The organism is Colwellia sp. NW0002-52-1 (genome assembly GCF_057550865.1).
The window spans coordinates 77,722-93,221 of record NZ_BAAJLU010000008.1 but is presented as its reverse complement, the minus strand read 5'-3'; the positions used below and the strand labels follow the sequence as shown (position 1 = coordinate 93,221).

Annotated in this window: 17 protein-coding genes; 9 read left to right on the top strand and 8 right to left on the bottom strand. The window is 35.6% G+C overall.

Features of this window, described 5'->3' with window-relative positions; translation table 11 throughout:
- Positions 1-197: 197 nt before the first annotated feature.
- The 3 genes from AC27H3_RS09970 to AC27H3_RS09960 all read left to right on the top strand — a co-directional run bounded on the left by AC27H3_RS09970 (position 198) and on the right by AC27H3_RS09960 (position 2,939).
- Complete coding sequence (locus AC27H3_RS09970) at positions 198-914, top strand: response regulator (RefSeq protein ID WP_487105846.1); 717 nt, start codon at positions 198-200, stop codon at positions 912-914.
- A gap of 76 nt (positions 915-990) precedes the next feature.
- Positions 991-2,283 (top strand): ATP-binding protein, encoded by a 1,293-nt coding sequence (locus tag AC27H3_RS09965; RefSeq protein ID WP_487105844.1) that lies wholly within the window; start codon positions 991-993, stop codon positions 2,281-2,283.
- A 122-nt stretch (positions 2,284-2,405) separates the two neighbouring features.
- The gene (locus AC27H3_RS09960; protein ID WP_487105842.1) at positions 2,406-2,939 is read left to right on the top strand and encodes a VC2046/SO_2500 family protein; all 534 of its coding nucleotides are present in this window, start codon (positions 2,406-2,408) and stop codon (positions 2,937-2,939) included.
- Here the strand turns inward: AC27H3_RS09960 and AC27H3_RS09955 are convergent.
- Both AC27H3_RS09955 and AC27H3_RS09950 read right to left on the bottom strand, forming a co-directional pair.
- Complete coding sequence (locus AC27H3_RS09955) at positions 2,936-3,424, bottom strand: YchJ family protein (protein ID WP_487105840.1); 489 nt, start codon at positions 3,422-3,424, stop codon at positions 2,936-2,938. The genes AC27H3_RS09960 and AC27H3_RS09955 overlap by 4 nt on opposite strands.
- A 243-nt stretch (positions 3,425-3,667) precedes the next feature.
- A complete protein-coding gene (locus tag AC27H3_RS09950; RefSeq protein ID WP_487105838.1) occupies positions 3,668-4,138 on the bottom strand; it encodes a hypothetical protein in 471 nt (156 codons plus the stop codon).
- A 404-nt stretch (positions 4,139-4,542) separates the two neighbouring features.
- On the opposite strand from AC27H3_RS09950, the gene AC27H3_RS09945 reads away from it, so the two are divergent.
- Complete coding sequence (locus tag AC27H3_RS09945) at positions 4,543-5,295, top strand: lipoprotein intramolecular transacylase Lit (RefSeq protein WP_487105836.1); 753 nt, start codon at positions 4,543-4,545, stop codon at positions 5,293-5,295.
- Positions 5,296-5,417: 122 nt separating this feature from the next.
- On the opposite strand, the gene AC27H3_RS09940 is transcribed toward AC27H3_RS09945, so the two are convergent.
- The 4 genes from AC27H3_RS09940 to AC27H3_RS09925 all read right to left on the bottom strand — a co-directional run bounded on the left by AC27H3_RS09940 (position 5,418) and on the right by AC27H3_RS09925 (position 8,141).
- The gene (locus tag AC27H3_RS09940) at positions 5,418-5,828 is read right to left on the bottom strand and encodes a lysozyme inhibitor LprI family protein (RefSeq protein ID WP_487105834.1); all 411 of its coding nucleotides are present in this window, start codon (positions 5,826-5,828) and stop codon (positions 5,418-5,420) included.
- Positions 5,829-5,843: 15 nt separating this feature from the next.
- Positions 5,844-6,146 (bottom strand): YciI family protein, encoded by a 303-nt coding sequence (locus AC27H3_RS09935; protein ID WP_487105832.1) that lies wholly within the window; start codon positions 6,144-6,146, stop codon positions 5,844-5,846.
- Positions 6,147-6,194: 48 nt separating this feature from the next.
- A complete protein-coding gene (locus tag AC27H3_RS09930; RefSeq protein ID WP_085304797.1) occupies positions 6,195-6,761 on the bottom strand; it encodes a septation protein A in 567 nt (188 codons plus the stop codon).
- Between the two features lie 159 nt (positions 6,762-6,920).
- Entirely contained in the window at positions 6,921-8,141 is a 1,221-nt protein-coding gene (locus AC27H3_RS09925; RefSeq protein ID WP_487105829.1) for a M24 family metallopeptidase, read from the bottom strand.
- Between the two features lie 161 nt (positions 8,142-8,302).
- Here AC27H3_RS09925 and AC27H3_RS09920 point away from each other — a divergent pair, with 161 nt between their 5' ends.
- The 4 genes from AC27H3_RS09920 to AC27H3_RS09905 all read left to right on the top strand — a co-directional run bounded on the left by AC27H3_RS09920 (position 8,303) and on the right by AC27H3_RS09905 (position 11,504).
- A complete protein-coding gene (locus AC27H3_RS09920; protein ID WP_487105827.1) occupies positions 8,303-9,568 on the top strand; it encodes a bifunctional alpha/beta hydrolase/OsmC family protein in 1,266 nt (421 codons plus the stop codon).
- A 246-nt stretch (positions 9,569-9,814) separates the two neighbouring features.
- Positions 9,815-10,192: a hypothetical protein gene (locus AC27H3_RS09915; protein ID WP_487105825.1), complete on the top strand. Its 378-nt coding sequence runs from the start codon at positions 9,815-9,817 to the stop codon at positions 10,190-10,192.
- A 68-nt stretch (positions 10,193-10,260) separates the two neighbouring features.
- Positions 10,261-10,464: a hypothetical protein gene (locus AC27H3_RS09910; RefSeq protein WP_085304789.1), complete on the top strand. Its 204-nt coding sequence runs from the start codon at positions 10,261-10,263 to the stop codon at positions 10,462-10,464.
- Positions 10,465-10,637: 173 nt separating this feature from the next.
- Positions 10,638-11,504 (top strand): universal stress protein, encoded by an 867-nt coding sequence (locus tag AC27H3_RS09905; protein ID WP_487105823.1) that lies wholly within the window; start codon positions 10,638-10,640, stop codon positions 11,502-11,504.
- A gap of 133 nt (positions 11,505-11,637) precedes the next feature.
- Here AC27H3_RS09905 and AC27H3_RS09900 read toward each other — a convergent pair whose 3' ends face one another.
- Both AC27H3_RS09900 and AC27H3_RS09895 read right to left on the bottom strand, forming a co-directional pair.
- Positions 11,638-12,705, bottom strand: a complete 1,068-nt coding sequence (locus tag AC27H3_RS09900) for a DUF21 domain-containing protein (RefSeq protein ID WP_487105821.1) — start codon at positions 12,703-12,705, stop codon at positions 11,638-11,640.
- Between the two features lie 25 nt (positions 12,706-12,730).
- Positions 12,731-14,083, bottom strand: a complete 1,353-nt coding sequence (locus tag AC27H3_RS09895; protein ID WP_487105819.1) for a magnesium transporter — start codon at positions 14,081-14,083, stop codon at positions 12,731-12,733.
- A gap of 278 nt (positions 14,084-14,361) precedes the next feature.
- On the opposite strand from AC27H3_RS09895, the gene AC27H3_RS09890 reads away from it, so the two are divergent.
- On the top strand, positions 14,362-15,333 hold the full coding sequence (locus tag AC27H3_RS09890; protein ID WP_273313557.1) for a magnesium transporter CorA family protein: 972 nt from the start codon (positions 14,362-14,364) through the stop codon (positions 15,331-15,333).
- The last annotated feature ends 167 nt before the right edge of the window (positions 15,334-15,500 follow it).

The following is a 15,500-nucleotide window of genomic DNA, read 5'->3' as shown; positions in this document are numbered from 1 at the left end:
TTGCCGTAACACCTTGTACATAGCGTTGTTAATTAATTATAAACATTTTATGATTATTAAAAATTAGAGTCATTCATACTTTCAATGGTTGTTATTTATTGATTAGCGGTAAAACGCTAAAATAAACATTGAACCGTGTTGATAATACATCCATGAAAAAGACTGTTAGTTCAGTGTAATAAAGTAGGGCCAAATTAATGTCAGATAATAAATTGTCAGTAAAGAAGATATTGCTCGTTGAGGATGACCGCCAGTTATCAGATTTAGTCACAGAGTTTTTAGAAAACGAAGGTTATCATGTTAAACAAGAGTTTAGAGGTGATACCGTCGAAAAACGTGTGGATAAATTTGTACCTGATTTAATTATTTTAGACATTATGCTACCAGGCAAAGATGGTTTTACCGTTTGTAAAGAGTTACGTCCTAACTTCAAAGGTCCCATTTTAATGCTAACCGCAAAAGGCACTGATTTTGATCAAGTGTTAGGTTTAGAGATAGGGGCTGACGACTATGTTATTAAGCCTGTTGAGCCAAGAGTATTATTAGCACGAGTTAATGCGTTATTACGTCGTGGACAATTACCTAACGAAGGTAAAGAAAGTGCGGAAATTGATTGCGGAGAACTCCACATTAGTCGTGGTTCAAGACAAGTGTTATTACATGGTAAAAATGTCGATCTGACCAGTCAAGAATTCGATTTACTTTGGTTGTTAGCTAGCCGTGCAGGCGAAGTGCAAAATCGCGATTACATCTATAAAGCCGTTGTTGGTCGTGAATACGATGGTATGGACAGAAGTGTCGATGTACGTATTTCACGTTTACGTAAAAAACTGCAAGATAGTAATGAAACACCTTTCAGAATTAAAACCATTTGGGGTCAAGGCTACTTATTTGTTCCTGACGCATGGAGCTAAACATTATTTCAATGTGTAAACTGATGGGTTGCTACGCCAACTCATCAGAATTTCTTTCCTCTATTTAGGCACTTTGATGAAACTAGGTCGCTCATTTTTTAGCTTATACTTTCTAATAATCTCTATCTTTATCATCTTTTCTTGGATGTTAGATGAAGTGTGGAGCTCTTATTTAGAACAAGATATAGAGTCATATACTGGTTATAAAAGTATGCTGCTCTCGCTTTCTAATTATTTAGAAAAACACCCTGAAAACGAATGGCAAGATATTTTGTCGGGTGCTTCTAAAGAATGGAAGCTGTCATTAAAGCTAATGTCAGAACAGCAAGCAGAAAAAATTAGTCATCAACGCCATGATGTTATTAAAGAAGATAACACCCATATATTTTATGATAATGACGCCGTAGAAATTCATCACCGCATTAAGAGTACAGGTGCTGTGATTGTACTTGGCCCAGCAAAAATGCCAACCAGGCCAAGAGTTGAGGCTTTAGTTCGTGTTGTTTTACTGGCAAGTTTAGCATGTTTATTGTTTTTTTGGTTACGGCCTCTTTCTCGTGATTTAGATCAGTTACGAAAAACAGCCGTAGCTTTTGGTCAAGAAAGTTTTGATATGGTAGCCCCAAAAGCAAGATCAACAATGACTGAACCTATGGTGACGGCTTTTAATACTATGGCGAGTCGTATTAAACGTTTAATTGATGCTCATAAAGAATTATCTACCGCAGTAGCTCATGAATTACGCACCCCTTTAGCACGCACAAAATTTGCTTTACAAATGTTAGAGTGTACTGATGATAAAGTGAAGCAAGAAAAATACCGTAAGGCTATTAGTAAAGATATTTGTGAGCTAGAACAGCTGATCAGTGAAATGCTAATTTATGCCAGTTTTGATAATGAAAAGCCGGAGCTAAAGTTTACCAACGAAGCAGTAGTGGATATTGTTAAAAACCAAGTCGGTAATTTCCAGCAATTTGAACAAAACTTTACGGTGAATAACTTACTCGGCGAAGATAAAGTTGACCTTGATAAACAATTTATCGCACGAGCTTTGAACAACTACATTTCTAACGCAATAAAATACGGCAATGGTGAAATAGATATCACTATTTCAAAAAATGCCGATCAATGTCAGATAAAAGTGACGGATAACGGAGAAGGTGTTTGTGACGACTTTAAATGCACAATTTTTGATGCGTTTTCTCGTGGTGACATTTCACGCAATCGTGAAACGGGTGGTTTTGGTTTAGGCTTAGCGATAGTTTGCCGTATTATGGAATGGCACGGTGGTAGTGCTTCTGTTGTTGATAGTGAAAACGGTGGTGCGAGTTTTATTCTTAGTTGGCCAATTAAGCACATTGTAATTTAATGTATAGTAATTGTACAATATCCTGTAAATATTATAAAAATAGCTAATTAATTCAATCCAACCATAAAGTAATTTACTTAACTGCCGATAAATAAATATCGGCAGTAAAATAGTAGATTATTTTGACAATAGTAAACATATCAAACGACATTCTTGTTCATGAACTTCAATTAGGCGAGCAGCTTAACGAAAGTGTTCATAGCGAACGTCGTGCTGATTTTTCGTTGTTACTCGCTATGCTAACCGATGATGTTCGAGCTCATAGCCAGTTCAAACTACCACAAACCGTTACGCCTACCAATGTCACTACATCAGAGCTATTACGAAAGCGTTTCCAACTCCCTAATGAAGCACCAATTGCTTTAAAGGATATTGAGGATACGCAACTTTTTAATCAAGCTGATTTAATTGAGTCTAAACGTTTAGAACACCTACGTTTGATGAATGCATTAAGCCCTAATCCTTTAGCCTTTCGTGACGATGCTCGCTTTATAAACCAGCAAGTAATGAGTAACACAAGCTTGTATTGTCAGCAAAAATATAAAAATAAAGCATTAGAGCGACCTCAGCCCAATTTAGCGTTTAACGCTGAGGCATGGTTATCTGGCATAAAAAATACCCTTGAGAAGTCAGCTATTGTTGAGGCTGTTGCTTAAAGTGCGTTAGCACAACACTGTTTAAATTTTTTATTACTCAGGCAAAAGCACGCTTCGTTTCTTTTCGGTTTTTTTAGTACTTTACTTTCTGAGACATCACCATCTAGATATCGCCAAACACTATCTTCAATAATAAAATTTGAGTTTTCTTGCATTTGCCATATTTTCCCAAGATGTTGATAAAATGCTGAAAACATAACTTGTGCACTGTCATTATTATTGCTGCTTGTTTGGAACTCACTAGCACTATGAACAACAAGCTTTAACCACTTTGTTTGTATGGCCGATTGCTCTATATCAGCAATAGATTGTTCAAGCCTGCTAGAACTTGCATAGGTAAGGTAAATGTACTCAGCATTATTTGTTGCATAAGCAGAGTAACGAGAGCGCATTAATTGCTCTGGGGAGTTTGCTAACTTTGTCGCCGTTATTAAAGGTTGGCAACATTGTGCAAAGGTAAGTTCTAAGCCACATGGACATTGCATGGAGATATTCTTCTAAATTAAATTATTAAGAGTTTATCATGACATTGCAAAGTCGTTGAGCTATTTATGTAAGTTCATATATGGCAATATTTTGAGCTTACTGTCGGTTAAGCCGGCTTAATTTAAGCCCTATGAACAGCCTAAATAAGTCAGTCTTTATAAATAAAGCGATGTATTTAAATAAGCGTCTGAATTATTTTTTCAGGTTAAGTTTTCTGACTCGGCTTGAAAGCTAAGTCTGGTTTAATGTAATTTTTGTGCTTGGCAATTCTGGTGATGTTGCAATAATATGCATTGCGTTTTCCCTATAGCTGCACAGTGTGCTATGTCATTTAATTCGTCTTCATTATAACTCGCATCATTCAATATCATTGCAGAGCAAGTACCTTTTAATAAAGTGCTTTTAATATTTTCTAAGCTAACATTGACCTTATTCGTATTTACTTTCAATATTTTTTCAGGGTTAATTTTCCCCATAGTAGAGAGTTGCTCTAGCGAGTCATTTTCGGGATTAATCATTAAAATCCACTTGCTATTGTCGTAATGTTTCTGGCAAATATCTTGGTATTTTTCAGTTAAATCAATGGCGTTATTCACATGCACTACGTTACACCAAGCAGTAGTTAACTCTGTTTTAACTGGGTTTGTTAATGTGGTGATTGACTTTAAGTTATTGATATTAAAATCTAAATCTATTTTGTTAACGTTGATCATATTGCCTACCTCGGTATACTGTATGTATGTACAGTATATCGTTCTAAAGGTAAGATCAAGTATTATTGAATTTATTTTTATGTCATCTTTTTTAGCATATTTTTTTGGGTAGTAACTGGCGAGATGCTAAATGAAAATTCAAGTGGAAATACAAACTGAAATAAAAGTTTTTTGAAAAAATTTGTCAACAATGACTTTGATGTGATTGGGTTAGATTTATTCTTTTAAGTTAATATAAAAGCGTTCATTTATCTTTCTTATACCTGACCTTAAACTTAAACGCTTAACTATATGTTAATGTACAACTATTAATTAGTTTCAAACTAATAAGCGATAAACTAAAGCAGGCTGTAGCGTATTTAATTAATAAGGTTATGTATATTTTTATGAAAAAAGGTGCTGTTTTGAGGCAATTTATTTGGTGTATATTTGCTCTAATATTGTTGGTTTTCTCTTTGGGTATTAGCTGGCAGATAAGTAAAACTACAAATTTCTTGTATAGTTTTTGGTATCAAACCTTACATATTAATGACGTAGTCATAAAAAATGTTCCGAAGAATACTCAAGGTAAACGAGATTTCCCTATTGATAATATCCAGCTACATGAAACGAAATTTGCCGATATTGTTCAAGCGATTCATCAACAAGGCCATGGTTTAGCTAACATCAATTATGTAAATAATCACGCGGTATCTAAACGTTTGTTAACCAATGCTGAGGTACTACATCTTAAAGATGTTGCCAAGTTATTAAACGCAGTTGAAAAATTATGGTGGGGAAGCTTGATATTGTTATTTGGGGTGTTATTTTTATATGGCTTAAATATAGATAAAATAAATGTTAACTCGATAAGGAAAATGCCAACAGGTAAGCAAAAAATTATTTCACTTTTAAGTTTTACTGTTTTACTGGTGGTGGTTTTAGGTATTTGGGGCTTTACCGAGGTTTTTTATTATTTGCACACGGTAATATTTCCGGCAGAGCATCAATGGTTTTTTTATTATCGCGACTCTTTAATGGCAACGCTTATGAAAGCCCCTGATATTTTCTCAGCTATTGCCGCACAGCTTTTAGCCGTTGCTTTATTGATAGCTTGGGGAGCCGATACTGCGCTAAGTTATTATCAAGTAAAACGCCTTAGAAACAGCAATAAATGAGCTTAGTTTAAGGTGACTCGTTATCGTGGTGATGAATTCAATACAGAGTTTTAAAGTATTTGAGTGCAAATTTACTCTCACTATATTTACTCAATTATGAGTATACATTAGAGCTAAAATATTTAGTTATGCTTGTTTAGGCGTGTTAATTCTTCAATACGATCTTGTGTTAACGTGATATAGCATTTTTTATAAGCGATAGCCGCGCTTTCATCAGGGGTTAGTACTAAATATTGCCAGCGGCAGTTATTTTCTCGGTAGGTAATAAAGTTTTGTTGTGAGCGCTTAAACATATCTAGCGAAGTACTTCGGCCATTAATCAGTGATAACTCTTCTAAAATAAACGTTTGGTTATTTATCCAGGTTTGCAATTCACGGTCTTTCTTTTCTCTAACGCCATCTAAGCAACGAGACACTTCGGTATTGCTGTCCATAGTGCTTTCGCAGTTTTGAACATTATTGTTAGCCATTACCGAGACTGAGAACAGTAGGGCGTTTACTAATAGGTAGATACTAAGTGTCTTATTATTCATAGTTAAAGCGATTACTTATGCTGGAAGGACTTTTTTGTACGGCTTCACAGTAACATTTTTATAAACGCCTGCAGCGATATAAGGGTCTTGGTCTGCCCACGCTTGAGCAGCTATTAAACTGTCAAATTTTGCAATAATAAGCGAGCCTGTAAAGCCTGCATCACCTGGGTTTTCGCTATCAATAGCAGGACAAGGTCCAGCGACAAGAAGTCTGCCTTGGTTTTGTAATGTGCGAAGTCGGTCTAAATGATTTTCTCTAACACTCATACGCAGCGATAAGCTATTTTCAACATCTTCACTATAGATAAGATAATACATTTTGCTTCCAATAAATTAAGTTAAAATTAAAGCGTGAATAAGAGTGTTCTACTCTTGTTTTTCTATTTTTTGTTCTGATTCTTCTTGTTCTTCAGGCATATATTTATATAAAGAAAATACTGAGCCAATAGCAAATATAAAGGTCATAGCCGTTAAGCCAAACACTTTAAAATTAACCCAAGTTTCTAAACTATAGTTAAAGGCTATGTACCAATTTAAAAAACCGCATAAGGCAAAGAACAATGCCCACGCTAAGTTTAATCTATTCCAAATATGCTCGGGTAATGTAAGCGCTTCTCCTAAAAACTCTTTGATGATATTTTTATTAAATACTTTTTGACTAACAATAAGTGCAATAGCGAAAATACCTTGAATAATAGTGACTTTCCATTTTAAGAAAGTATCGTCATGCATATAAATAGTTAAGCCACCGAAAATGGCAATTAAACCGAAAAAGATCAAATTTCTTTTAGGAATTGGCTGTTTCTTAATTAAAAAATAAGCAATCTGAATCGCTGAAGCAACAATTAATGAGCCTGTAGCCCAATAAATGTCTGCAAACTTATAAAAAACGAAAAAAATAATCAGTGGAATATATTCTAAAAATGCGTGCATAAATATGGTATCAAAAGTAACAATGTATCGATTCTACTTAAAGCGAAAGGCATACGCCACTCTATTTAGTCGGTTAAAATGTAATATTTTTAAAGCTTGGGCATAAAATCGGTTTAGGCCCAAGCTTTTAAGTTAGTCTAGTTAATTCTATTACTGTGTTTAAATTTGTTTGTACCCAAACGGGTCGTCTATAGAATATGAAGGCTCAGTAAACCATTTTGCCCCCGTTTCTGTCATGTAGAAATGGTCTTCTAAACGAATACCAAATTCGTTAGGCAAAACCAACATAGGTTCATTAGAAAAACACATACCTTTGGCTAAAGGTGTTCTATCGCTACGAACTAAATAAGGCCATTCATGAATATCTAAACCAACACCATGGCCTGTTCTATGTGGGCATCCAGGTGTTTGATAGTCAGGACCTAACTGTTGACTTGCTAAATATTCTCTTGCAGCGGTATCTACATCCCCACAGGCAACACCTATTTTAGCGGCGTCAAAGGCTGCTTTTTGTGCGAGTTTTTCAATTAACCACATCTCTCGTTGACGTTGATTTGCTTCACCAAAAACATATGTACGGGTAATATCTGAATTATATCCTTCAAGCTGGCAACCGGTATCTATAAGCACAATGTCATTTTCTGCGAGCGCTTTTGGTGTTTTAACGCCATGTGGGTATGAAGAGTCTTCACCGAATAAAACAATACAGAAGTATGATCCCGCTTTAGCGCCTACTTTGCGGTGTGCTTGATCAATAAAGTTAGTCACTTCTTCAACTGAAATTCCTATACGTAATATGCGCGCAACAGCTTTGTGAACTTCAAGGGTCATATTCTTTGCTTGTTGTAATAAAGCAATTTCTTTAGTGGATTTCTCAGCACGACAACCTGCTGTGATTGCTTTCGCATCGATAAGCGTTAGCTCAGGAGCAGCTTTTTTTATACCGTCAGCAATAAAAAACGCTGTAGATTCATCAATGGCTAACTGACCAGTGGTAATGCCAAGGTCTTTTAAGGTTTGGGCGACAAGTTGATAAGGGCTTTCATGCTCTTGCCAGCCTTTTATTTCGCCTTTAATTGTCATGTATTGATTAAGCGTGTTAACTTCAAAGTAAGGGGCAATATAATGTATTTTACCTTTTTGAGGAATAATAGCGCCTACTACACGCTCACTGGCATACCAACGAGTACCAGTAAAGTAGTATAAATTTGTTCCTGCATCAATATAGGTCGCCGCAATGTTATGTTTAGCCATTAATGCTTGGGCTTTTGTAATGCGTTGTTTAAATTCAGCCTCAGAAATTGCTTTCACTTCGCTGGTCATATCAACTAATTTTTCAAGCTCAATTTTGGCGTTAGAGCCGCCGACACCTATCGTCATCTTTGATCCTTTGTATTTATAATTTCGTTATATTTTATACAAAATACTTAGCTATGTATCGTCAATATTGAGGTAATTTATAGCTGAATAAAAATTAATAACTGGTTTGGACGGTCAATTATGACAACTAGCAATAAATTAAAATTAACTAAGGATTACCTATGCGTAAAAAAGTAGAGTTTATTAGCGGAAAACACAAACTAAGCGGCCTACTAGAAACACCAGAAACTGATGTAAAATTTTATGCTTTGTTTGCACATTGTTTTACATGTGGCAAAGACATTGCCGCCGCATCGCGTATCAGTCGAGCGTTAGTACGCAAAGGAATTGCAGTGCTCAGATTTGATTTTACAGGTTTAGGTAACAGTGATGGTGATTTTGCTAATAGTAATTTCTCATCCAATATCAAAGATTTAATCGCCGCTGCAGATTTTCTCCGTACGAGCTATCAAGCGCCTAGGTTACTTATTGGTCATAGCTTAGGAGGCGCTGCAGTACTTAATGCTGCTCAGTATGTCGATGAAACCATGGCTATTGTTACTATAGGTGCGCCTTCAGATGCTGCACATGTTGCGCATAACTTTGCTTTACAGCTTGATGATATTGAAAAAAATGGCAAAGCAGCAGTTAATTTGGCAGGGCGGGTATTTACAATAGAAAAGCAATTTTTGGACGACATCAAAAGCTACGATAGCAGCCATATTGCCAAAATGAAAAAAGCATTATTAGTCATGCACTCGCCGGTCGATGGCACCGTAAATATTAGTGAAGCAGAAAAGATATATCAAGCTGCTGTACATCCAAAAAGTTTTGTTAGTTTAGATAGCGCTGATCATTTACTAACGAATAAACATGACGCTGAATATGCAGCTGACGTAATTGCCGCTTGGTCAGGTCGATATATAAACCATGAAGACCTTATTACTCGTGAAAGTAATAAGCAACACTCAACAATTAATACGGTTGATAAAAACTCAAACGCTGAGCAAACCAAAGTAACGCAAGGCCATGTTGTTGTTGAAGAGAAAAATCATAAATTTACCCAACATATAAGCACGGCTAGTCATTATTGGCTTGCTGATGAACCAGTAAGTGTTGGAGGCGATAATATGGGACCTGATCCTTATGAACACTTGCTTGCTGGTTTAGGTGCATGTACTGCCATGACATTGCGTATGTATGCTACGCGAAAAAAACTTGCTGTAAAACAGATTAAAGTGGAGTTAAAACATAGCCGAAATTATCTAGAAGACTGTGAATCGTGCGAAGAGCAAAGCCAAGGGATTGAAGCTATTGTGCGAGAAATTAGCTTTATTGGCGAATTAGATGCTGCACAACAATCTCGGTTTTTAGAAATAGCAGACAAATGCCCAGTACATAAAACTTTGCACAATAATGTGAAGGTTGTCAGTAAGTTGGTCAGTTAATTTAATCTAGATTGTTGTTATGCCGTTAAAACATGCCGAATGTTTTAAAAAGCTAATAGTATAAAGGTAAAAAACCTGTAATATAAAATCGTAGTATTGACACTATATAGCCGATATTACTTTAACTGTCATAGGGCATTGTATTTTTATGTTTAGATTTAATATTGTGTATTAGCTATTTATATTCGTGTTTAGCATCAATAGTTTGATAGAGTATTTATTGGCTAATTGCATTTAGGAGCTATCATGGAGTCGCATGGTAATTACAAAATAGAACTTCGTGAAAATATAGTTCATATTTACCCGTCAGGTGGGTTTAATGAGCAAGGAGTAAAACAGTTGAACGATGAAGTACTGTTGATTGCGCCTGACGAGGCACCTTGGGCTTTAATGGCACACCCTGATGATTCTGCAGGGTTAACCCCTGAGGCAGTAAATGAGATAGTAAGTTTTTTTCAACTAATAAGTAAAAAGAACTGTGTGGTTATCGGTATGGAAGTTCTACCAACTTGGCAAGGCGTGCTTGAAAATTCAATTAAAGGAAATGTTAACATACCTGTTTATATGGACGTTAACATGACAAAGTTATCACCGCTGATCAACAACATACTTGATAATGCCTAAAGAAAAATAGGCTTTACTATTACTGATTTTACTTACTTTACATATTTTAGTTTATTAAAAGAGATTTTATGTCGAATTCAATGGCTTTAGAAAAAATATTTATGATTTTGGCTATTATCTTGGGAGTGGGCTCTGCGATAGATTTAATTTATGATTTATCTACCTCGAACTTTCAATGGGCTGAAATTTTGCGTTGCAGTGTTAATATTGTTATTGCCTGTTTATTGTATCTCTATGCGAATAAAAAACATAAAGAAAAGCTTAGTCGATAGGCGCTTATTAATTGCCTTAATGCTAATTTGAACGCTCATTTATCTTCACACTTGCAGTTTTAACCCTCATTTAGTCTCACTTTATTTATCACTAAACCTTGTTCTAAATCAAAGAACAGCTATATTACAAATGTTACATTCATTCTATATACATCAAGTAATTAGAGGGTTCTATGAGCAAAATATTTGTAGTCGCCGATTTATCGGATAATAAACAAGTGGCAATAACGCGCGCTTGTGAACTTGCCAAAAAAACAAACAGTGAATTACATGTAGTTTATTTTTGTTATCAAAGTTTACGGTTTATACAAGATGACTCACAAAATATAAAACAAACATTAATAGATACCATTACCCTTGAAGCTGAAACCTCTCTCGATAAAATGGTCCCAGAGGAAGTAAATTACAGTTTTGAAGTCGTTTGGGAAAAACACATTTACCAATGGATAAATACTTACGCCAAAGAACATAGCCCAAGCATGGTAGTTAAAACTGCACATAGAAGTGAAACGTTTTTATACACCTCAACTGATTGGCAGTTACTAAGAGAATGTTCAGCGCCAGTGTTTATTGTTAGCGATAACAAATGGCGAAAATCACCCAATGTATTGGCAGCTATTGATTTAGAAACTAAAAGTAAAAGTAAACAAGCGTTGAATCATCAAATATTGAAAGCAGCTAAAGCATTTTCTCAAACCAATGAGTCAGAGTTATTCGTTTGCTATACCGTACCATTTTCTAAAGTATTACGTGATTTAGGTATTCACTTTAAAGACGAGTTAGAAAATGGGGCAGCTAAAACTTTAAAACCTAAAATTGAAAAATTGGCGGCTGAATACGACATACCCTTGGCAAATTTCACTATTAAAGCGGGCGAGCCAGAAAAGGTTATTCCAAGTATTGCTGCGAAACAAAAGGCTGGATTAGTTGTCATAGGCACGGTTGGACGTAAAGGTCTCAACGCTAAGGTGCTTGGTAATACCGCAGAGAAAATTTTAAACTTGTTAAAGTCAGATGTACTTGCATTAAAGCCTGAGTAGCTAAGTAGCTTAACTCAGATCTGCAATTTTTTTAATACGGTACTTACACAGGTTTTGTTACAGGATCGTATCAAACAAAACGTCGGCTAACTTTTTAGCCGACGTTTTATGTTAAATGCACGTTAATCAATAATTAAACTTTTTCAGCGTTAATTAATTCGGCTACTTTTTCGTTCTGCTGCACTAACGGCAACATACCTTTAAGTAATCGGCCGAATATATCAGCACCGGTAATAATTCGTTTAGTTTCACCCCAAACCAACAATACATCGTGTTCAATAACACCATCAAAGTTCTTATCAATAGAAGTATTTACTTTCATTTGTAAAATTGCTTCATTTAATGAAGTTGTTTCGTCTGTAATTACCACTGGGCGGTGGCAAAAGCTGTAAGGGTCAAAGTTTTCTGCTTGAAAAAGCGCACTTCGTAAGAAACCATCTGCATCAATAACCAATAATGGTGCGCCTTCTAGATTCGTGATAACAACCCAACTATAACCTGATTGATTCAACATCGTTAAGAAAGGATCATCAGCGCCTGAATAAGTATCAGGTAATATAGGTAAATCAAGTTTCGTTGGTAAAGCAATAATAGAGTTAGGGTCTATTATTTCACCTTCTTCAGTTACTTTAATTTCATCTAGCGCAAAAAAGTTTAATGCGCCAATACCTTCTACATGGTTTAAATCAGCTTCTTCAGCACGAATATGTTCTTTAATAATATTACCTAACTCACTCTCCCCGAGGTAGGTAATACCTTCTTTACCTAGCCAAGCATCAAGAATTAACGCACTAGGGCGGGCTACAGGGTAAAGAATAATTTGATAGAAGCGAATAACAGGTGCTAACAGACTGCCCATTTTTAATGCATTACGAGAAAAATAGGCCTGAGGCGTTATCTCACCAATAATCGTAATGGCAATAGTAGAAAATAAGAATGCACCAACGCCAGCTAATACTGAGTCTGACAACATAGTTAGTAATACATTAATACCAACATTGCCCCACAAAATAGTGGCGAGTAAAAAGTTAGAATCATTTCTTAACTTGAGTACAACTTGTGCAGCTTTATTGCCTTTATTTGCTTCTACTTCTAGCTGTAATCTGCTCAGTGAGAAAAAGGCTAAATTTAATCCTGAAAAAATGGCCGATTGTGAAATACAAAACACAATGGCAATCCAGGTAATAGTTTCTACGGGCATTACTTAAATCCTCTGTTTACTTTTCTTATAGTAGCAGTAAGCTACCTAATCCTAAAAATACCACAAAACCAACAATATCGGTTACTGTGGTTAAAATTACCGAGCCAGAAAGGGCAGGGTCAATATTTAACTTGTTTAATATGGCAGGAATAACAACGCCTGACGCTGATGCTGTTAATAAGTTTAATAAAATTGCTAAAGCAATGACTAAACTTAGTTCTGCGCTATTAAACCAAAAATAGGTAATAGTACCAATAACAACAGACCAAATTATGCCATTTAGTCCACCCACTTTTAATTCTTTGCGCAGTAGCACTTTTCTATTTTGTTCTGTTATTTGACCTAACGCCATACCTCGCACGATAACGGTTAAGGTTTGACTTCCAGAAACGCCACCCATTGAAGCAACTACTGGCATTAATACCGCCAAAGCCACAACTTGTTGCAGTGTAGCTTCAAAAAAGCCGATAAACCATGAAGCTAAAAATGCGGTCAGCAAATTAATACCAAGCCAAATACCACGGTTTTTCGCACTCGTTCTTACACTTGAAAATAAATCTTCATCGGTTGTTAAACCCGCTGCACTGTTAATTTGCTCTGTTTGCGTTTCCTGTTTTACTTGGTAAGCCGTTTCTACAGTAAAGCGGCCAAGAAAACGTTCGTTTTCATCAACGACTGGTAGAGACATTTTGCCGGATAAAATCACTGCTTCTGCAGCCGAGGTTAATTCCTCATTCGCACTAAGGCGAATAGTTTCAGGCGCAAAAAGGGTTTTTAAAGTATTTTCACCATCACTTTGTATCAAGCTATTAATATCGACAGTACCCGTGAGAATACCTTCTTTATTTACGGCATAGAAATCCTCTGTGTAAGGCGACAAGCCTTTTTGTAATAATAACTGAGCACTGGTTATTTTAAGTTTTTCAGAAATACGAACATAGTTATAATCTAACCAATGACCAACTTCGTCAACGGTATATTGTTGTGCTTGTTGATAGAGTTTACGTTGCGAGTCGTCTAAGTTTTTTATCGCGTACTTCAATAACCTGCTAGGTATTTCTTCAGCAATCTCAATAACATCATCAACATCTAGTTGCGCGAGTAATTCGAAGCATTCATCATCACTTAAAGCCTGAATTAAGCTTGTTCTTGTGCCTTGTCCCATATCGACAAAAGCATCTTTTTGAATATCTTCTGAAAAGGTTGCCCATACACTTAAACGTTTGTCTTGTGGCAAAGCTTCGATTAAAAGCGCGAATTGCTCTGCCACTAGCGTTTCATTTGCGCCAAGCATAATTTGAGCTATGTCTTGTTCATGCTCTGCGATAAGAATGTCGTCGATAACTAAGGATAATTTATCAATAGTATTTTCTAACATTGTTGAATCCTTAAAACCGTTTTACTAACGGGATATGATCTTTATGGTGTAAGTTCGGGTATAACACTTATAGCTAAACTATTATGATGTTAATTTTATTCGTATTTATAGCTAATTGTATTACAATCAGGCGTAAATAAGTTAGCTTTAATAACAAATTAGCTAAGTTTATTTTACTGTTTTTTTGTCTTTTGTTGCTTGTTCTTAGGTATTTTTAGAATCAAAGAATAGAGTTAACAAATTATCCTGTTATTTGCAGGGCATATTGAGAGTATATAATGATAAAATGTATGTTGATTTCACCGACACAAAAAACTGTTATCGGTAGTAGTGAGTTGATAAGTCAATGGCAAGAGAATAACGATACAACGTTATGGATTGATCTTGACAACGTTGATGCAAAAGAAGAACAAAAAATATTAACAGACTTTAATTGCCACCCTTTAGCCATCAGTGATGCACTTCGCGATCGCCATCCGCCTAAAATCGAATTATTTAAAGATTATATTTTTATGCTATATCGCGGTATGGTTGCAAACGATGACAGCCTGAAATTCAATCACTTACAAATTAGTTTATTCATTGGGAAGCGAGTTTTAATAACCCGACACCCTCAAAGCTCATTAGCGATTAACGAGCTATTTAGTGAAACTGGTGAAAAGTATCTTAAGCGCAGTCCTATTCATTTAGCACTTAGGCTTTTCCATAGCAGTTGTGGTTACTACCTTAAAGAGATGTTTAGTTTCGAAGCTGAACTCGAGAAAATTGAAGATGATTTTCAATTAAGTGGTAACGACCAAATGATGAAGCAAATTACTTCATACAGATCACAACTGGTTAAAATAAGGCGCACGTTCAATTATCACGTTAACATGGGAGAAACGTTAAAGGCTTATGTTGATGACGATGATACCGACTTAATTACCGATAAAGAAACCCATACCGTTACTGATTTACGTGAACGTTTAGATCGCCTGCAAAGTTTGTCGCAAATGTATTACGATATTTGTGGTGATTTAATTAATGGTTATATGTCAGTAACATCACATCAACTGAATGCAACTATGCGAGTATTAACGGTTATCACAGCATTATTTGTACCTTTAACATTTCTTGCCGGTATTTATGGAATGAACTTTGAGTATATTCCTGAGCTAAAAGCCGATAATGGTTACTTCATTTTATTGGGTGTAATGGCAGTGGTTTCGGTGGTATTACTTATTGTATTCAAGAAAAAACGCTGGTTATAGCAAGTAGTAATACAAAACAATAGATTGAAGGTTGCGAAGGAGATGTACTAAGCAACTGAGTATATTACCAACTTGATTAATTGGTTGTTCACTTTTAAGGGTTCAAATGAAAAAGTAGAACACTAATCAATCAAGTTGGTATGTTTTCCTAACGTTCTTAGCGCAGA